Origin of the sequence: Brucella sp. 22210 (assembly GCF_052045675.1) — a bacterium.
Classification (GTDB): domain Bacteria; phylum Pseudomonadota; class Alphaproteobacteria; order Rhizobiales; family Rhizobiaceae; genus Brucella.
Window position 1 is genome coordinate 207,980 of sequence record NZ_JBQEPD010000004.1, and the last position, 18,273, is coordinate 226,252.

Below are 18,273 nucleotides of genomic sequence, written 5' to 3' on the forward strand. Positions count from 1 at the left end.
CGTTTCTGGAATGGGCGATAAAACTGGAGGAGCTTGCTGATGCGCTTCTCCAAACTGCGCTTGGTCGGTTTCAAGTCCTTCGTCGAACCCATGGAGTTCGTCATCGAAGGCGGGCTGACCGGCGTTGTCGGGCCGAATGGCTGCGGCAAATCCAATCTGGTGGAAGCCTTGCGCTGGGTGATGGGTGAAAACTCATACAAGAACATGCGCGCTTCCGGCATGGACGATGTCATTTTCTCCGGTTCTGCCACGCGCCCGGCGCGCAATACGGCGGAAGTGACGCTTTTCCTCGACAATTCCGACCGCACGGCTCCCGCGAGCTATAATGACGCCGATGAGTTGCAGGTGTCGCGCCGTATCGAGCGCGAGGCAGGCTCCGTCTATCGCATCAATGGTAAGGAAGCTCGCGCCAAGGATGTGCAGTTGCTCTTTGCGGATCAATCGACCGGCGCGCGTTCGCCGTCCATGGTCGGGCAGGGGCGCATCGGCGAACTCATTCAGGCCAAGCCGCAGGCGCGCCGCGCGCTTCTGGAAGAAGCTGCCGGTATTTCCGGCCTTCATACGCGCCGCCACGAAGCGGAACTACGCCTGCGTGCTGCCGAGGGCAATCTAGATCGTCTTGACGATGTGGTCGGCGAGTTGGGTAGCCAGATCGAAAGCCTGAAGCGTCAGGCGCGTCAGGCCAACCGTTTCAAGGCGCTGTCCGCCGATATCCGCCGTGCGGAAGCCGCCTTGCTGCATCTGCGCTGGAGCCAGGCCAAGGTGCAGGAAGGCGAGGCGCAAAGCGCCTTGTCGGCTGCGACCGCGACTGTCGGCGATATGGCGCAGGCGCAGATGAACGCGGCCCGCGATCAGGCGATTGGCGCGCATAAGCTGCCGGAACTGCGCGAGGCCGAAGCCAAGGCCGCTGCCGCCTTGCAGCGCCTTTCAATTGCCCGCACCCAGCTGGACGAAGAGGACGGACGCATTCGCGCCCGCCGCGCCGAGTTGATGAAGCGGCTGGAACAGCTGACTGCCGACATTGCTCGCGAAGAGCAGATGGTGCGCGAGAACGCCGATATTCTGGCGAAACTGGAGGAAGAAGAGCAGGAACTGGTCGCTTCCAACGAAGCATCGGGCGAGCGCGACGAGGAATTGCGTGCGCTGTTCGAAGAGGCGGAAATTCGCCTGACCGATAGCGAAGGCGCGCTGGCGCGGGTGACCGCCGAACGGGCGGAAGCGACCGCCGAACGGGCGCAGATCGAACGCGCTTTGAAGGAAACGCAGGATCGCCGCGACCGGCTTGCCGCGCAGATGGACGCCATCGAGCGCGATATTGCCGCTGTTGTCCAGCAGATCGGCGGTCTGTTCGACCCGGCTGAAAAGCGCATCGTGGTTGATGCCTGTGCGGATGCGCTTGCTGCGGCTGAAAAAGCGGTTGTTGCGGCAGAAGAACTGGTCGCAGGCGCACGCGAAGTGGAAGCGGCGAGCCGTCAGCCACTGAACGAAGCGCGCACCGAACTGAACCGCATCGAGACCGAAGCACAGACACTGGCGCGTATCCTTAATGCTGGCGAGACCGGCCAGTTTCCGCCTGTGGTGGAAGAGCTGCGTGTCGAGAAGGGCTATGAAGTCGCACTTGGCGCGGCGCTTGGTGAAGACCTCGACGCGGCAAGCGACGAGCATGCGCCCGTCTACTGGGCTTATAATCCGGCGCCGGAAGCTGATCCGGTCTTGCCGCAGGGCGCGACGCCGCTCGACCGGCTGGTCGATGGGCCGCAGCAGCTGCGTCGCAGGCTGGCGCAGGTTGGTGTCGTGTCGGACAGCGACGGTCAGCGCTTACAGGCGCTCTTGCGTCCCGGTCAGCGACTGGTGAGCAAGGCCGGTGCGCTGTGGCGCTGGGATGGCTATACGGCAAGCGCCGATGCGCCGACACCGGCTGCTCAACGTCTGGCCCAGAAAAACCGGTTGAGCGAGCTGGAGCAGGAATCGGTCGCCGCCCGCAAACATGTCGAGGAGGCCGAAAAGGCTGTGCATCGCGCCGAAGCTTCGGTACGTGAAGCTGTCGAGCATGAGCGTGTCGCTCGCGACCAGTGGCGCACCAACCAGCGCAAGCTAGACGAGGCGCGTGAAGCGCTGGCGGTCGCCGAGCGTGCGGCAGGGCAGCTTGCAACCCGTCGTTCGGCTTTGGATGAATCCAAGGCGCGGCTGGAAGAAAATCTGGAAGAAGCGCAGATTCGTGTTGCGGAAGCGGAAGACCGGCTCGGTGAGATGCCGCATCTGGACGCCATTGCCCAACGCCTTGCGGCGCTGACAAGCGAAGTTCTATCCGACCGCACGGCTCTGGCCGAAGCGCGCGCCGCTTATGAAGGGCTGCGTCGCGAAGCCGAAGCGCGGTTGCGCCGTCTGGACATGATTGCGCTGGAGCGACGCAACTGGATTTCGCGCGCGGAAAATGCCGACCGGCAGATTGCGTCGCTGAACGACCGCCGCGCTGAGACGGCAGACGAGGCGGAAGGTCTGGCCGAAGCGCCGGACGAGATCGAGGCGCGCCGCCGGGCGCTGTTGAACGAGCTTTCGCTGGCCCATGATCGTCGTAAAGAAGCCGCTGATATTCTGGCTGCGGCTGAGACCGCGCAGGCCGAACTCGACAAGGCTGCGACGCTTGCCATTCAGCATCTGGCATCAAGTCGCGAGCAGCGTGCCCGCGCCGAAGAACGTCTTGCCGCAGCCGAAGAGCGGCGCAAGGACGCGGAAGTCCGTATCGTTGAGGCGCTCAACTGTGCGCCGCATGAAGCGATCCGCCATACCGGGCTGAAGGCCGATGATGCTATTCCCGACCCCGATCAGCTGGAACGCCAGCTGGAGCGGCTCAAGATCGAGCGCGAGCGGCTTGGCGCGGTGAACCTGCGCGCGGAAGAGGAAAGCCAGGAGCTTTCGGACCGTCTCGACGCGATCGTATCCGAGCGCGAGGATGTCATCGAGGCGATCAAGAAATTGCGCCAGGCGATCCAGAGCCTGAACCGCGAAGGACGCGAGCGTCTGCTGGCTGCCTTCGAGGTGGTGAATGTGCAGTTCCAGCGCCTGTTCACGCATCTGTTCGGCGGCGGCACGGCGGAACTACAACTGATTGAAAGCGACGATCCGCTGGAAGCCGGGCTTGAAATTCTCGCCCGTCCACCCGGGAAAAAGCCACAGACCATGACGCTGCTTTCAGGCGGCGAGCAGGCGCTGACTGCCATGGCGCTGATCTTTGCGGTGTTTCTCACCAATCCCGCGCCGATCTGCGTGCTGGACGAAGTGGACGCGCCACTCGACGACCACAATGTTGAGCGCTATTGCAATCTGATGGACGAGATGGCGGCTTCAACCGAAACTCGTTTCGTGGTCATCACGCATAATCCGATCACCATGGCGCGTATGAATCGTCTGTTCGGCGTCACCATGGGCGAGCAGGGTGTCAGCCAGCTTGTTTCGGTCGATCTCCAAACGGCGGAACGCCTGCGTGAAGCGAGCTGATCACGCTTCGTATTTTTCGGGATGTGCTTCAGACCTGACGTCTATTCTTCTTCCACGTCTTCATCGTCGTCATCGGATTCGATGACTTCCCAGATGAAGGCGTGAAGGCGGTCTTCGATACTCTTTTTGGAAGCGCCTGCCGCTTCCATTTCACGTTTGATCCGGAAGAACCGATCCTTGTCGGCCTGGGATAAGTATCGCGCTGCGGCTTCGAGGGCTGACAAGGATGTGGACATGGGCTGCTCTAATTTTCACTCCATACTGCGAGTTCATTACCCGCCGGATCAGTGAAATGAAAGCGGCGTCCGCCCGGAAATGCAAAGATCGGCTTGACGATGGTGCCGCCAGCTTCGGTCACGGCTTGAAGCGCGGTTTCGAGCCTCAGCGCATAAAGCACGGGTAGCGGCTTCGATGTCGCTTGCGGGTCGGCGTCAAAGCCGCCGTCCAGCCCCTCGGAATAGGCCGAATAAGTGGGACCGTAATCGGTGAACGACCAGCCGAATGCCCGTGCATAAAAGCTTTTTGTCGCGTCGAGTGAGCCATTGGCGGCGGGCATTTCCAGATAATCGAGTTTGCCAGTTGTGCGCATCATCATCTCCAAGTGTTCACTATTTGTTCTTATTTTTGAGGCAACTGAGAAGGAGAGTCAATCGTCCAGTGTGGACCTCAACTGTTGAATCGTTTCGATTGTCGCGCCCCAACTTTTTCGTTGGCGCAGATAAGGTGATTGCATTAGCAACGGGGAAGGGGTTGCGACTGCCTCAGGGGTTCATGAACCGGTCGTGTTCTGGCAGCTCGTCCTTGAGACGTTTTCTAAAAGTTGTGTGGCTTTTTATTTTGCCGTTGTCGCTCTCCCCAATCGCTTTTTTCAGCTTTCACGAAGCCGCGCCACGAATTCTTCGAAACTGTGATTGAGTTTCACATCGGCGACCTCATTTGCGCTAGTCCTGCCTTAGCGGTTCGGCCGGTTTAACTGTAACTTGTTTTATACGTTCGATCAGCATCTCTATTTGTCCATCGTTACGAGAAAATACGAAATTTAGATCAATTTACGCCCTACGCTTATTCTAGCCAGACATAAGGGTCGAATTTAACTAATCTAAAAAAGATAGTAAAAAACGTTTGTCTGTGCAATTATCCAAATCGACACTACCGAAATTCCAACCTGATTTTCGTCCCGGAGTTGGGAGCTGACTTTTGGCAAGCAGCAGGATTGGGTTGGTTGGCACGTTTGTGAGGTCAGGAGTTAATCGTGGCAATCATGTTCGTCAGAGCACAGATGATCAGCAGAGGGGCGGGCCGTAATATTATCTCCGCGGCTTCTTATCGGCATCGCACCCGGATGAGAGACGAACAGACCGGAATCTCATTCAACTATCGTGGTGGCGACGATGATCTGGTCCATGAAGAGCTGGCTTTGCCGGAAGATGTTCCGGGTTGGTTACGGTTGGCGATAGATGGCAAGACCGCCGCGGGTGCGAGCGAAGTGTTGTGGAACGCCGTCGATGCATTTGAGACGCGGGTGGATGCACAGCTTGCTCGTGAGCTGATTATTGCGCTCCCAGAAGAACTGACGCGGGCGGAGAATATTGCCCTGGTGCAGGAGTTCGTCCGGGACAATCTGACTGTGAAGGGTATGATTGCTGACTGGGTCTATCACGACAAGGATGGTGATCCCCATATTCACCTGCTGACTGCGCTCAGACCCCTGACAGAAACGGGTTTCGGTCCGAAATATGTGCCGGTTCTCCGACCTGACGGGAAACCATTGCGTGAGGTAAAGTCGAACCGCCATAACGGGGATATTGTTTATACGTGTTGGGCTGGCGACAAAGAAACGATGAAGGCGTGGAAGGTTGCTTGGGCAGAGACGGCGAGCCGCTACTTGGCTCTGGCTGGCCATGATATTCGCCTTGATGGGCGCTCTTACGCTGAACAGGGTCTGGATGGAATTGCCCAGAAACATCTTGGGCCAGCAAAGACTGCAATGGCTCGCAAGGGCGTGGAGATGTATTTCGCGCCGGCCGAACTTGCGCGTCGGCAGGAAATGGCTGATCGACTGCTTGCTGACCCCGGACTTCTTCTCAAACGCCTCGGCATTGAGCGTTCGACCTTTGATGAGAAGGATATCGCCAGGACATTGCATCGTTATGTTGATGATCCGGGCGATTTTGCCAATATTCGCTCACGGCTGATGGCGTCTGACGATCTAGTACTGTTGAAGCCGCAACAGGTGGATCAGCAAACCGGCAAGGCAAACGGGCCCGCAATTTTTACCACCCGCGAGATCCTGCGGATTGAATATGACATGGCGCAGTCAGCTGAGGTTTTGTCAAAGCGCAAGGGCTTTGGAATTGGTGCTGCGAAGATTGAAGCGGGCATCCAAAAATTCGAAACGGCGGATCCGGGCAAATCTTTTAAGCTTGATCTAGAGCAGATTGACGCCATTCGTCATCTTACTGGCGACAGTGCCATCTCCGCCGTGGTCGGGCTTGCGGGCGCTGGCAAGTCGACGCTTCTTGCCACTGCCCGTATTGCCTGGGAAAATGAGCGCAGGGATGTCTTCGGAGCAGCCTTATCCGGTAAAGCTGCGGAAGGATTGGAGGATAGCTCTGGCATAAAATCGCGAACCCTTGCCGCTTGGGAACTTGGCTGGGAGAATGGTCGTGATCTTCTCAAACGCGGAGACATCTTCGTAGTGGACGAAGCCGGCATGGTGTCTTCTGAGCAGATGGCACGCGTGTTGAAGGCGGTTGAGAATGCCGGTGCAAAAGCCGTTCTGGTCGGTGATGCGATGCAGCTTCAGCCGATCCAGGCCGGTGCAGCCTTCCGGGCAATAACGGAGCGGATTGGTTTCGCCGAGCTTGCCGGTGTCCGCCGCCAACGAGAAGCCTGGGCACGCGATGCCTCCAGGCTTTTTGCGCGGGGCAAGGTCGAAGGGGGGCTCGATGCCTATGCTCAAAAGGGGCACATAATCGAAGCCGAGCGACGCGCTGAGGTTATAGAACGTCTTGTTGCCGACTGGAGCGATGGGCGCCGAGAGGCGATCGCACAGTCGCGGACGGCAGGGAAAGATGGAAAGCTGCGCGGCGACGAGATGCTGGTGCTCGCTCATACCAATAAAGATGTAAGGCGCTTGAACGAATCCCTGCGCATCGTCATGCACAGGGAGGGTGCTCTGACAAACGCTCGTGAGTTTCGCACAGAGCGCGGCGTTCGAGAATTTGGCTGCGGCGACCGGGTCATCTTTCTAGAAAATGCCCGCTTTGTCGAAACGCGCGCAAAGCATCTTCGTCCGCAATATGTCAAAAACGGTATGCTCGGTACTGTCGTTTCGACCGGTGGCAAAGGTGGGCGTCCGCTGTTATCGATCCGTCTCGACACTGGCCGGGATGTGGTGCTCAGCGAGGACAGCTATCGCAATATCGATCATGGTTATGCTGTGACCATCCATAAATCGCAAGGCGTGACCGTTGGTCGGACATTTGTGCTTGCTACCGGCATGATGGATCAGCATCTGACCTATGTGTCCATGACCCGTCATCATGACCGCGCCGATCTTTATGCGGCGCGGGAGGATTTTGAGACAAAAGCGGAATGGGGCGGGAAATCGCGGGTTGATCATGCAGCCGGTGTTGCCGGCGAACTGATTGCGACCGGTATGGCAAAGTTCCGGCCACAGGATAAGGATACGGATGAAAGTCCCTATGCTGATGTGAAGATAGATGACGAAACCGTGCATCGGCTCTGGGGCGTCAGTTTGCCCAAGGCGTTGGCTGACGGAGGCGTATCAAAAGGCGATACCGCACTTCTCCGAAAAGACGGCGTTGAAATCGTCAAGGTCAAAATCCCTGTCACAGACAAGGAGACCGGCCGGAAGAGTTTTGAGGAACGCGAAGTCGAGCGAAACGTCTGGACGGCAAAGCAGCTCGAAACTGCTATTATACGAAGTGAGCGGATCGAGCGCGAAAACCATAGGCCGGAATTGTTTGGGCAACTGGTTGAACGTCTTGGCCGTTCAGGCGCAAAAACCACGACGCTCGATTTTGAGAATGAAGCTGGTTATCGGGCGCATGCGCATGACTTTGCCCGTCGGCGAGGTATCGACACGCTTGCCGGAGTTATGGCGAGCATAGAAGAGCGGGTCGGACAAAAGCTGGCGTGGCTTGATGACAAGCGCGGACAAGTGGCAAAGCTTTGGGAACGGGCCAGTGTGGCGCTCGATATCATGATCGAACGCAACAATAGCGTTTCCTATAACGAACAACGTTCGCAGCAGCTTGCAGCACGACCACCTGAAACATCAGAGCAACGAGGCAACAACGGACCTCATCTTCTTCCCCCAATAACCCAGTTCGCCCGCAGCCTCGAAGAGGATGCCCGACGTGCGCAATTACATTCAGATCGCTGGAAGGAGCGGGAGGTCATTCTTCGACAAGTGTTGGAGAAGATATATCGAGATCCAGATGGTGCGCTGGCAAGGCTCAATGCACTTGCCTCCAACAGGCAAATAGAACCGCGAAGCCTTGCTGAGGATATTGCCGCTAAACCAGAACGTTTTGGCCCGATCCGGGGATCGGGTTCTCTGTTTGACGGTCGCGTCGCTCGGGATGAACGCAAGGCCGCGCTTGGCGCTCTTTCTGAACTTGTTCCGCTGGCGCGTGCGCATGCGACAGAATTCCGTCGCCAGGCGGAACGCTTTGGCAAGCGCGAAGAGCAACGTCGCGGCTATATGGCACTGTCGATCCCTGCACCCTCGCAGCAGGCAATGGCCCGCCTTATCGAAGTCGAAGCGGAGTGCAAGCGCGGTGTAACAGATGCCTATAAGACGGCCTTTTCCCATGCTGCGGGGGACCATCAGTTGGTCCAGCAAGTGAAGGCGATCAATGAGGCGTTGACCGCGCGCTTTGGCTGGTCGGCCTTTACCGACAAAGCTGATGCCGTGGTTGAACGCAATATCCTCGAGCGCATGCCGGAGAATCTCAATTCAGATCGGCGCGAGAAACTGACGCATCTTTTTACAATCGTACGCCGTTTTGCCGAGGAACAGCGTTTTGTCGAAACAAGGGACCGCGCGAAGGTCGTTACAACTGCCAGCATCGAGCCAGGCGCGAAAACAAATGCCGTGTTGCCGATGCTGTCAGCTGTGACGGAGTTCAAAACGCCAATAGAAGATGAGGCAAAGGAGAGGGCGTTCACAGCCAATCATTACCAATACAATCGCGCAGCCCTTGCTAAAACAGCCTCCAACATCTGGCGTGATCCGGCAGGTGCCGTCGACAAAATTGAAGCCTTGATTATCAAAGGTTTTGCGGCTGAGCGCATCGCGGCGGCGGTTGCTAACGATCCCGCAGCCTATGGGGCATTGCGTGGTTCTGACCGCATCATGGATAAGTTTCTGGCATCTGGGCGTGAACGAAAGGAAGCCCTTTTGGCTGTCCCGGACGCAGAAAGCCGTGTTCGGTCGTTGGGTGCATCTTACGCGACCGCTCTGAGCAACGAGACCAAAGCGATTACCGGGGAGCGCCAGCGTATGGGAATTGCCATTCCAGGTTTGTCACCTGCAGCCGAAGTGGTATTGCGTGAGCTGACAATGGCAATGCAGAAAAAAGATGCCAAGCTCGACATTGCGGCTCGATTAATTAATGCCGATATCCGTGAGGAATTTAAGTGTGTCAGTCGGGCACTCGACCTCCGTTTCGGTCGCGATGCGATCTTGAAGGGTGAGAAGAACCTCATCACGAATGCGTCGTCTATGCAGCGTCCGGCATTTGAAGCACGTCGTGAGCGGTTACAGACCCTCCAGAAGACCGTACGGCTGCAGGCAAGCGAGAAAATCTTGGGCGAACGTCAGCAACGCCGTATCAATCGGGGACGCGACTTATCTCATTGAGCCAAAGCTCAACAACTCATGTTTTTTTACTTGTCTGAGCCTCTCACGGCAGAACAGAATGAAAAATACCCAACCTGAAAAATAGTCAGAGAACCATGTATAGAGCGCTTTTTATTCGGGTTCTATTGCGTTCAGATGAGTGCAAAGCTCTTCTATTAAAGCGATTAGGATATTCGCGCGTGCTAAAAGCCATTTTAATGCTTCCTCTGTGATCTCGAAGTGAGGTGAATAACGACCCTTGACGTAAGCTTCATTGACGATATTGAACCAAGCCTTGTAGCGCTGTTGATCCTGAGGCCACGCCTTAGCCAATTCGCTTCGCTTTCCTTCGGCGAGACGTCGCAAGAATTTCAGATTATGCGAAGCTGGGGCGTAATTTGTGGTTACCAGGAGAAAAGTTGAATAAGCCTGTTCAATTGCCTGATGTAGTAAAAAAGCGGCTTCCCTCAAATCTCTCTGTTCAATACCATAACGAGAAAATTTTATAAAGGCACTCGCGTGCGGTAGTCGGTCGTCAAAATATTCCTTCGCGATACGATAGGCATCTTCCGCATTGAGAATCCCAGGCCGTGCAAGTGGCTCTGGATCGAGTTCGTAAAGGACGATGCCTTCTTTGCGAATGTCAGTGAAGAAATATCGTCCTTCCTTAATTCGCGTGTTCACCTCGCGAAGCGAATGGACGATGAAGTTTACCGGTGTCTGCACATCTCGCAGGCGCATAAGCCGGTCTTCGGTTTTGCGCCAGAACTCAAAGTCCGCCAGTTTCCGGTTGTTGACGATAATCAGCAGATCAAAATCAGAGCGGTAACCTTTGCCAGTATGCGGCTCATCCACCTGTGTGCCGCGCGCATAGGATCCAAACAGAATTACCTTGACGATGCGACCCCGCTTCTTGAATTCCGCCGCGCCCTCCTTGAGCGCATCCTCGAATTCCTCGAATATTGTTTCCAGCACGCGCTGCAACTCACGCTGCTTTACGTGGGGCAAATGATCAACACGGTCTTTCATCAGCACGGGCGCACCTGTCGGTTTGAAGTGAAAGCCGAACTATCCGGTGTGTCGGCCTAAATTGCAAAATTTAACGACGCTGATCAACAAAGCCTTTGCGAAGATCATACGGTTTTACTCCTATATGCCGCCGTAACAGATCTAAAATTACCAGATAGCAGCTGCCTCGGCCTTTATGTCCAGCGCATATTCCCCTTTGTTGTTGCATTCCTGAAAATATCTTGAATTTCATCTAAACCCTCTAACCGATTGTTGTCACAACTATTTGATTCTGTTACAAGACAATGCATATCTGACCAACACATGCCAGGGACGACGATACAGCGCCTGCTGTTAAAAATCCGCTATGCGGTCTCTCTAACGTCCGGCTCCATTCTATTTTCCCCTCCGCCGGACGCAGGAGGAATGGTTGTGTTGCAAATTTCGAATGTAAAAGCTGCCCGGGAACTTTTGCAGCAGGACGCTATCCGTCATGGCACGGAAGTCAGTCTGATCGTTGATGCCACGAGGCGAATCTACGCAGATACAGCGCCGACAGCTGCCGCGCTTTTTGCACTCGACGCCTGGTTCGAAAATGATCAACGTAATTTTCAGTTCTGGACGCGGATTTTTCAGCGCCTCATGAATTGAAACTTACTGTAATGGGTCCGCCCACCGATCGAGAGCGTAGCCCCGACCCTGGGCTGTTCTGATCAAATTTGGACCGTGCCGCGCCAATGCACGCCGTATATGGCCGATATGAATGTCGACCGTGCGTGGCTCGACGATAGCTCCCTGGCCCCATACTGCGTCGATGAGGTCCTGCCTGCTCCAGAACGTATCTTTCGTCGGTGTGATATGCGGTTTTCTGCATGAATCATGCGGAGAATTCTACTAGCGACACTGTGAATCAGGCCCTGACATCCGAGGTTTTGACGGCGGAACCTGTGCGAAGCCGACGGCGGCCACGTGACTGGTCGGATGACGAGAAAGCGCTGATTGTGGCTGCGTCGTTAAAGCCCGGGGCCAACGTCTCGGCGGTTGCACGGTCTGAAGGACTGGATCCCTCGCAGCTTTATGGATGGTGTCGTAAGGCGCTTGCATCTGGTGTTGTTTCACCAGTAACAGCGGGACTGGCCAGTCCGGCCATGTTTGCACGGGTTGAAACGACTAGTAGCGTTTCGATCGATATTGTTGTCGCCGACATGGTAGTTCGCGTCGGTTCAGCCTTCGATCCGGATCGTTGTTGCTAGCTGGCTTGCCCAGCGCAAATCACTCACATCTGCACGTCAGTTTATTCAGCTCTCATATCTCTTTTACCGACATCAAATTTTTTTGCACTTGTAAGTTTGAAGAAGCCGCCTCGGAGATGTTGTAATTTTCCTGTTTTGTCACCATCGCCCAGAAAGTTCGAGCCATTTTTACTGGCCAGTACGATCGCCACAAGGATACGCAGTTTTCGCGCCAACATCCGCTCGAACGATGATTATGGGCGGTCGCTTCAAAATTGTTATTACTTCCGAACCGTCTGGCCAATAAAACCAATTCGCTCACCCACCGATCCTTCTCTAATCGATTCTATTGTCGCGGCCCGTCTTTTTTGGTTGGCAGCAGCCTTGCGGATCGCATATGCAACGGTCAGCAGGTTCTGGGAGTACTTGCAATTGTTGCAAGCCTTTTGTGAACCGTTCCTGCATCAAGGGAGGCCATAATGGCAAAATGGGTGTACACGTTCGGCGACGGCCAGGCAGAAGGTGCGGCAAGCGACCGTAATCTTCTCGGCGGCAAGGGAGCGAATCTGGCTGAAATGAGCAGCCTCGGTCTGCCCGTACCGCCCGGCTTTACGATCACCACCGAAGTCTGCACCTATTATTACGACCATGACCGCAATTATCCGTCCGAACTGGACGAGCAGGTGCGCGCAGCGCTTGTCCATATCGCCAAGGTGACAGGTCGCAATTTCGGCGATGCTGATAAGCCGCTGCTGGTGTCGGTTCGCTCCGGCGCGCGCGCCTCCATGCCCGGCATGATGGATACGGTGCTTAATCTCGGCCTCAATGACGAAACCGTGCAGGCCATCGCCCGCGAAGCCGGTGACGAGCGCTTCGCCTATGACAGCTACCGCCGTTTCATTCAGATGTATTCGGATGTGGTGCTGGGCGTCGATCACGGGTTCTTCGAAGAAATTCTCGAAGACAAGAAGGCCGATCTCGCCGTCGATGTCGACACGGCGCTGACGGCGGACGACTGGAAAGATGTCATTTCGCTCTACAAGGCCAAGGTCGAGGAAGAGCTGGGCCAGCCTTTTCCGCAGGACCCGCATGAGCAGCTTTGGGGCGCCATAGGTGCTGTTTTCTCCAGCTGGATGAATGCCCGCGCCATCACCTATCGCCGTTTGCACAATATCCCGGCGGCCTGGGGCACGGCGGTCAATGTGCAGGCCATGGTGTTCGGCAATATGGGCGAGACTTCCGCCACGGGCGTAGCCTTCACACGCAATCCTTCGACCGGCGAGAAGAAGCTTTACGGCGAATTCCTCGTCAATGCGCAGGGCGAAGATGTGGTGGCGGGCATTCGCACGCCGCAGAACATCACCGAAGAAGCGCGCATCGCAGCCGGTTCCGACAAACCGTCGCTGGAAAAGGTGATGCCGGAAGCGTTTGCCGAATTCCTCAAGGTCGCCGACCGGCTGGAACAGCATTATCGCGACATGCAGGATCTGGAATTCACCATCGAGCGCGGTAAGCTCTGGATGCTCCAGACCCGTTCGGGCAAGCGCACCGCCAAGGCCGCGCTGAAAATGGCCGTCGAAATGGCTGGCGAAGGGCTGATCACCGAGGAAGAGGCCGTGCTGCGTATCGATCCCGCGGCGCTGGATCAGCTGTTGCACCCGACCATCGATCCGCGCGCCGAGCGCCAGATCGTCGGTCAGGGCCTGCCCGCCTCGCCGGGCGCTGCGACGGGTGAAATCGTCTTCTCGTCGGAAGATGCCGAACAGGCGAAGTCGGAAGGCCGCAAGGTCATTCTGGTTCGTATCGAAACCAGCCCGGAAGACATTCATGGCATGCACGCAGCAGAAGGCATTCTGACGACACGCGGCGGCATGACCAGCCATGCGGCGGTCGTGGCGCGCGGTATGGGCAAGCCTTGCGTTTCGGGTGCGGGATCGCTGCGCGTCGATTATCGCAACGGCACCATGCTGGCTGCCGGCCAGACCTTCAAGAAGGGCGATGTTGTCACCGTCGACGGTTCGAGCGGGCAGGTGCTGAAAGGCGCTGTCGCCATGCTTCAGCCGGAGCTTTCCGGCGACTTTGGCCAATTGATGGAATGGGCCGACCGCCAACGCCGCATGAAAGTACGCGCCAATGCCGAAACGCCTGCGGATGCCCGCACGGCCCGGTCTTTCGGCGCGGAAGGCATCGGTCTTTGCCGCACCGAACACATGTTTTTCGAGGGAAGCCGCATTGTTGCGATGCGCGAGATGATCCTCTCCGACAATGAAGAAGGCCGTCGCGCAGCGCTGACCAAGCTTCTGCCGATGCAGCGTTCCGACTTTGCCGAACTGTTCGAAATCATGAAGGGCCTGCCGGTCACGATCCGTCTGCTCGATCCGCCGCTACACGAATTCCTGCCGCATACGGACGAGGAAGTCGCCGAAGTGGCCAGCTCCATGGGCGTTGACGCGGTGAAGCTGCGCGAGCGCGCCGAAAGCTTGCACGAGTTCAACCCGATGCTGGGCCATCGCGGTTGTCGCCTGGCGATTTCCTATCCGGAAATTGCGGAAATGCAGGCGCGCGCCATTTTCGAGGCTGCCGTCGATGCAGGCAAGAAAACCGGCGAACCGGTCGTGCCGGAAGTTATGGTGCCGCTGGTCGGCCTCAAGGCGGAACTGGATTTCGTCAAGGGGCGCATCGATGCGGTGGCTCAGGACGTCATGAAGGAAGCGGGCGTCAAGATCGACTATATGGTCGGCACGATGATCGAACTGCCGCGTGCAGCTTTGCGCGCAGCGGAAATCGCCGAAACGGCAGAGTTCTTCTCGTTCGGCACCAACGACCTGACCCAAACCACTTTCGGCATTTCGCGCGATGACGCGGCGGGCTTCCTCACCACCTATCAGCAGCGCGGTGTGGTGGAGCAGGACCCGTTCGTGTCGCTCGATGTGGATGGCGTGGGCGAACTGGTGCAGATCGCCGCCGAACGGGGACGCAAGACGCGCGACAAGATCAAGCTCGGCATTTGCGGTGAGCATGGTGGCGATCCGTCGTCGATTGCCTTCTGCGAAAAGACCGGCCTTGATTATGTGTCCTGCTCGCCGTTCCGCGTGCCGATTGCCCGGCTCGCCGCCGCACAGGCAGCCGTGCGCAAGGCGTAAAGCCAAAAGAACGCGCTCCCGAAAAGGAAGGAGCGCTTTCGCTCTGGCAAGGAAAATCCCTATAACAACAAAGTGTTAGTATGTCGGCCCCATTCAGTTGGGTCGGCACACTGGACAATATTGCCCGACGTATTAAAATCCTTCGAAATTTACACTTTCAGAAGAACGGGCCATGCGTCGTTTCATTTCTGCGGCGGGGGCCGCGCTTGTTTTCGCTTGCAGCACGGCAGGCGCTGTCGAGGTTTCACCGCAGGATGCGGCCCAACCGGAAAAGGTTCGGATCGTGGAGCCGCAGCTGCGCATCGCACGCGGCGGCGCCGATACGCCGCAAGTGGCGCTGACGCTCGATGCCTGCATGGGCAAGACGGACCATCGCATTCTCGATACGCTGGTCAAGGAGCGCATTCCCGCGACGATCTTTGTGACCGGGCGCTGGTTGAAACAAAACGCAGAAGCCTTTGCGGTGATGAAAGCCAATCCCGACCTGTTCGCGATTGAGGATCACGGCGCCATGCATGTTCCGGCCATTACCAATGTGCCGACCATGTATGGCATCAAGACCGCCGGATCGCTGGATGCCGTGCGCTCGGAAATCGAGGGCGGATCGACGTCGATTGTCGGGGCTGGTGCGCCAAAGCCGCAATATTATCGCGATGCGACAGCCCGCTATTCGACCGACGCCGTGGCGCTCGCCACAAGCCTTGGCTACAAGATCGGCGGTTATTCGCTGAATGGGGATCAGGGCGCATCGTTGCTGGCGCCGACTGTGGCGCGGCGCATATCGGCGGCCCGCGATGGCGATGTCATCATCTCGCATATCAATCAGCCGACACGGTCGGCGGGCGAGGGCGTTGCCAAAGGAATAATGGCGCTGAAGGCCAAGGGAATGAAATTCGTGCTGCTGCGCGATGTTGAAACGTCGATGACGCTGAACCCGGTGCCTGCGCACAATCTTCAGGCGGGTGTTCCAGGCGTCAAAAAATCCACCCCGCCGAAATGATCAAGCGCCGTTGGTCTGCTCCTTCGGCGACAGGCTTTTCATGACGGCGGCATAGTTGCGACCAAGGCTTTCGAAAAGCGCATTCTCGCCCTTCGGCGGTTCGACCGACAGGGTTGTGCCGTCATTGCGCAGCGTGACGAAAATCACCTGATCCTGCGGCTGCCCGGCAATGGCGATCGCGCCGATGCGCTGGGCTTCGCTGGTGTCGAGCGCCGGCATGTTGAACAGAACTTCGCCACCCACACGTTCTGCGGCCTTGGCAAGCGCTGCATCAAACCCCTCGATCAGCACGTCAATGGCCCCGAGCGCAAATTCCAGCTCGACGGCTTCGAGCGTCATCGTACTTGTTTCAAGACCCGTCTGGGCGCTTTCTTCGGCGCTGCCCGACCGGGTGGTGGTGCCAATCCCGTTGGCACTGTTTTCAGGCGCGTGGTTCATTCCGTCCTCTCCGACGAATCCGAAAAAAGCCCCCTAATAATCGATCATGCCCTTCATTAGTAGTTGCTGCAATGCTCTTTTGATTGATTTACCTCGCTTTTTTCTGTTCGGCGGCAATAGTGAGCCAAAAATAGCCTGCACTTCATGCGTTTTTAGTGTGCCATGATCGCGCAATACGTGTGCTTTCCAGGCAGTAAAGATGATTATGCAAAACTGTACAGCTGGATGTTTTGCCGGGTTCAAATCTCTCTGCTATTCATAAGCGTGGCTGAATGTTGTGGCCGTTTTGGGATTCTGCCGAAAAGTGCGTTGTATTTTTCGGGATGTGCTTCTGGGAACCTGGATGAGAAAACTTCGCTATCAGCGGCGACAGTCGCGTTCTGCGGTCTGGGCCTTGCGGTTCGGGGTCTTCGCTGCCGTATTGCTGGCGCTGGCTTTCGTGTTGCACCGCTTCTGGAAGCTTGAAACGCCTGATTTCGTCCTTGCCGCCGGGTTGAGCGGCGCTCTGGCCCTGCTGGCGCTGATCTGCGCAGCCAAGGGTTTTCGCAATCTCTGGGTCAATGGCGACAAGGGCGGGGCGCGATCCTTCACGGCCTGCGTGTTTGCCTGCATCGTGCTGGCGCCGCTCGGTTTGCTGGGCATTCTCTGGATCAGCTCGCCAGCGCTCTACGATATTTCGACCGATTTCGAGACGCCGCCGCAATTTCCCACCGACATGCCCGCCCGCCTGCAATGGATGAACCCGCTGACACCGGCGGTCAGCGGCGATGCGCTGACACAGCTCACCGCCTATCCCGATGTACTGGGCCGCCGCTATGAGGCAGCGCCCGACCGCGTGGCGCAGGGTGTGCAGACCGTGTTGAAGAGTTTCGGCTGGCAGGTGATCGTCAACGATGTGCCGTCGCCGGAGGAAAGCGCCACCCGCTTTGTCGCGACGGCACATAGTTTCATTCTCGGTCTCAAGAGCGATATCGTCATCCGGCTGCTGGATGAAGGTGAAACCACCTATGTCGATATCCGTTCGCTCTCGCGCTATGGAAAACGCGATCTGGGGCAGAATGCGGCCTTCATCACCGAATTTCTTGGAAGCCTGGAAGGCGAAGTGAACAAGGCACCTGCGGACGTCGAATAGCGTTGTTTATGCAGGCTGGTAGATGTTGTCGAGCGATGGGTCGCCTTCGGTCACGATTTCCCCGCGCCCGACCAGATCTTCCAGATGCGCCAGCACCGACAGAGCTGCTGCGCCATGCAAGCGCGGATCGGTGTCGCGATAGATCGCCTTCACCATGTCGCCGATGGTGCGGTCGCCTTGCATGATCCGCTGAAAAACCGCGCGCTCACGCATTTTGCGATGGGCCCGCAATCCGCGCACAAAGGCGGCGGGCTTGGTCACCGCACCGCCATGGCCGGGCAGATAGACATGATCGTCACGTGCCAGGAGTTTTTCGAGCGAGGCCATATAGTCGCTCATCGAGCCATCCGGCGGGGCGACGATGGAGGTAGCCCAGGCCATCACATGATCGGCCGAAAACAGGATATCCGTGCCTTTCAGCCCGAATGCCATGTGGTTCGCTGCATGACCCGGTGTGTGGAGGCCTTGAAGCGCCCAGCCATCGCCCTCCACGGTTTCGCCATCGGCAAGCACGATATCGGGCGTAAAATCCGTGTCGGCGCTGGCTTCGAGCACGTTCACTTCGCCCGCATGATAGGGGCGGGCGGGCCGGTGCGGGCCTTCGGCAACCGTTTTTGCACCCAGCTCGTTTTTGAGGCGCTCGGCTAGCGGCGAGTGATCACGGTGCGTGTGGCTGACGAAAATATGGCTGACGGGGCGTCCTGCAATGGCGGCAAGCAGAGCCTGATAATGGGCCTCATCGACGGGACCCGGATCGATGATCGCCAGCGTGTCCCGGCCAACGATATAGCTGTTGGTGCCATGAAAGGTGAAGGCGCTCGGATTGTTCACCGTCACGCGGACAATCCCTTTACTTAGCTCAACCGGCTTCCCATATTCAGGAGAGAAACTGCTGTCGAAAACGAGCGCCATGGAAGTCATTTCCAATTTATTTATGGTGTTATTGTCGA

The 18,273-nt window shown here is 57.2% G+C and carries 13 protein-coding genes and 1 pseudogene; 7 read left to right on the forward strand and 7 right to left on the reverse strand.

Features of this window, described 5'->3' with window-relative positions; all coding sequences use genetic code 11:
- The first annotated feature begins 39 nt into the window (after positions 1-39).
- Positions 40-3,498: a chromosome segregation SMC family protein gene (locus ACTJKP_RS08065; protein ID WP_440630259.1), complete on the forward strand. Its 3,459-nt coding sequence runs from the start codon at positions 40-42 to the stop codon at positions 3,496-3,498.
- Between the two features lie 41 nt (positions 3,499-3,539).
- Here the strand turns inward: ACTJKP_RS08065 and ACTJKP_RS08070 are convergent, their stop codons facing one another.
- Together ACTJKP_RS08070 and ACTJKP_RS08075 are read right to left on the reverse strand one after the other, a co-directional pair.
- Positions 3,540-3,734: a hypothetical protein gene (locus ACTJKP_RS08070; protein WP_109368520.1), complete on the reverse strand. Its 195-nt coding sequence runs from the start codon at positions 3,732-3,734 to the stop codon at positions 3,540-3,542.
- An 8-nt stretch (positions 3,735-3,742) separates the two neighbouring features.
- The gene (locus tag ACTJKP_RS08075; protein ID WP_121537399.1) at positions 3,743-4,087 is read right to left on the reverse strand and encodes a VOC family protein; all 345 of its coding nucleotides are present in this window, start codon (positions 4,085-4,087) and stop codon (positions 3,743-3,745) included.
- 663 nt (positions 4,088-4,750) lie between these two features.
- On the opposite strand from ACTJKP_RS08075, the gene traA reads away from it, so the two are divergent.
- A complete protein-coding gene (traA, locus tag ACTJKP_RS08080) occupies positions 4,751-9,391 on the forward strand; it encodes a Ti-type conjugative transfer relaxase TraA (RefSeq protein ID WP_440630260.1) in 4,641 nt (1,546 codons plus the stop codon).
- Positions 9,392-9,502: 111 nt separating this feature from the next.
- Here the strand turns inward: traA and ACTJKP_RS08085 are convergent, their stop codons facing one another.
- Complete coding sequence (locus ACTJKP_RS08085) at positions 9,503-10,399, reverse strand: nucleotidyltransferase and HEPN domain-containing protein (protein ID WP_440630323.1); 897 nt, start codon at positions 10,397-10,399, stop codon at positions 9,503-9,505.
- Positions 10,400-10,702: 303 nt separating this feature from the next.
- Here ACTJKP_RS08085 and ACTJKP_RS08090 point away from each other — a divergent pair, with 303 nt between their 5' ends.
- Positions 10,703-11,029 (forward strand): hypothetical protein, encoded by a 327-nt coding sequence (locus tag ACTJKP_RS08090; protein WP_440630261.1) that lies wholly within the window; start codon positions 10,703-10,705, stop codon positions 11,027-11,029.
- A 3-nt stretch (positions 11,030-11,032) separates the two neighbouring features.
- Here ACTJKP_RS08090 and ACTJKP_RS08095 read toward each other — a convergent pair.
- Positions 11,033-11,212 (reverse strand): annotated as a pseudogene (locus tag ACTJKP_RS08095) (winged helix-turn-helix domain-containing protein); the annotation flags it as partial.
- A gap of 38 nt (positions 11,213-11,250) precedes the next feature.
- Here ACTJKP_RS08095 and ACTJKP_RS08100 point away from each other — a divergent pair.
- Positions 11,251-11,631 (forward strand): transposase, encoded by a 381-nt coding sequence (locus ACTJKP_RS08100; protein ID WP_440630262.1) that lies wholly within the window; start codon positions 11,251-11,253, stop codon positions 11,629-11,631.
- A 41-nt stretch (positions 11,632-11,672) separates the two neighbouring features.
- On the opposite strand, the gene ACTJKP_RS08105 is transcribed toward ACTJKP_RS08100, so the two are convergent.
- Positions 11,673-11,822: a hypothetical protein gene (locus ACTJKP_RS08105; RefSeq protein WP_440630263.1), complete on the reverse strand. Its 150-nt coding sequence runs from the start codon at positions 11,820-11,822 to the stop codon at positions 11,673-11,675.
- Positions 11,823-12,089: 267 nt separating this feature from the next.
- Here ACTJKP_RS08105 and ppdK point away from each other — a divergent pair, with 267 nt between their 5' ends.
- Positions 12,090-14,753: a pyruvate, phosphate dikinase gene (gene ppdK, locus ACTJKP_RS08110; RefSeq protein ID WP_440630264.1), complete on the forward strand. Its 2,664-nt coding sequence runs from the start codon at positions 12,090-12,092 to the stop codon at positions 14,751-14,753.
- Between the two features lie 172 nt (positions 14,754-14,925).
- On the forward strand, positions 14,926-15,753 hold the full coding sequence (locus ACTJKP_RS08115; RefSeq protein WP_440630265.1) for a polysaccharide deacetylase family protein: 828 nt from the start codon (positions 14,926-14,928) through the stop codon (positions 15,751-15,753).
- Here ACTJKP_RS08115 and ACTJKP_RS08120 read toward each other — a convergent pair whose 3' ends face one another.
- Positions 15,754-16,092 (reverse strand): hypothetical protein, encoded by a 339-nt coding sequence (locus ACTJKP_RS08120; RefSeq protein ID WP_036592710.1) that lies wholly within the window; start codon positions 16,090-16,092, stop codon positions 15,754-15,756.
- Between the two features lie 442 nt (positions 16,093-16,534).
- On the opposite strand from ACTJKP_RS08120, the gene ACTJKP_RS08125 reads away from it, so the two are divergent.
- Complete coding sequence (locus ACTJKP_RS08125; RefSeq protein WP_121539524.1) at positions 16,535-17,323, forward strand: DUF1499 domain-containing protein; 789 nt, start codon at positions 16,535-16,537, stop codon at positions 17,321-17,323.
- Positions 17,324-17,329: 6 nt separating this feature from the next.
- On the opposite strand, the gene ACTJKP_RS08130 is transcribed toward ACTJKP_RS08125, so the two are convergent.
- Positions 17,330-18,235, reverse strand: a complete 906-nt coding sequence (locus ACTJKP_RS08130; RefSeq protein ID WP_440630266.1) for an MBL fold metallo-hydrolase — start codon at positions 18,233-18,235, stop codon at positions 17,330-17,332.
- Positions 18,236-18,273: the final 38 nt, after the last annotated feature.

Coding starts and splice junctions, on each gene's coding strand:
- ACTJKP_RS08065 (WP_440630259.1), top strand. CDS start 40: ATGCGCTTCTCCAAACTGCGCTTGGTCGGTTTCAAGTCCTTCGTCGAA.
- ACTJKP_RS08070 (WP_109368520.1), bottom strand. CDS start 3,734: ATGTCCACATCCTTGTCAGCCCTCGAAGCCGCAGCGCGATACTTATCC.
- ACTJKP_RS08075 (WP_121537399.1), bottom strand. CDS start 4,087: ATGCGCACAACTGGCAAACTCGATTATCTGGAAATGCCCGCCGCCAAT.
- ACTJKP_RS08085 (WP_440630323.1), bottom strand. CDS start 10,399: ATGAAAGACCGTGTTGATCATTTGCCCCACGTAAAGCAGCGTGAGTTG.
- ACTJKP_RS08090 (WP_440630261.1), top strand. CDS start 10,703: ATGCCAGGGACGACGATACAGCGCCTGCTGTTAAAAATCCGCTATGCG.
- ACTJKP_RS08100 (WP_440630262.1), top strand. CDS start 11,251: ATGAATCATGCGGAGAATTCTACTAGCGACACTGTGAATCAGGCCCTG.
- ppdK (WP_440630264.1), top strand. CDS start 12,090: ATGGCAAAATGGGTGTACACGTTCGGCGACGGCCAGGCAGAAGGTGCG.
- ACTJKP_RS08115 (WP_440630265.1), top strand. CDS start 14,926: ATGCGTCGTTTCATTTCTGCGGCGGGGGCCGCGCTTGTTTTCGCTTGC.
- ACTJKP_RS08120 (WP_036592710.1), bottom strand. CDS start 16,092: ATGACGCTCGAAGCCGTCGAGCTGGAATTTGCGCTCGGGGCCATTGAC.
- ACTJKP_RS08125 (WP_121539524.1), top strand. CDS start 16,535: ATGAGAAAACTTCGCTATCAGCGGCGACAGTCGCGTTCTGCGGTCTGG.
- ACTJKP_RS08130 (WP_440630266.1), bottom strand. CDS start 18,235: ATGGCGCTCGTTTTCGACAGCAGTTTCTCTCCTGAATATGGGAAGCCG.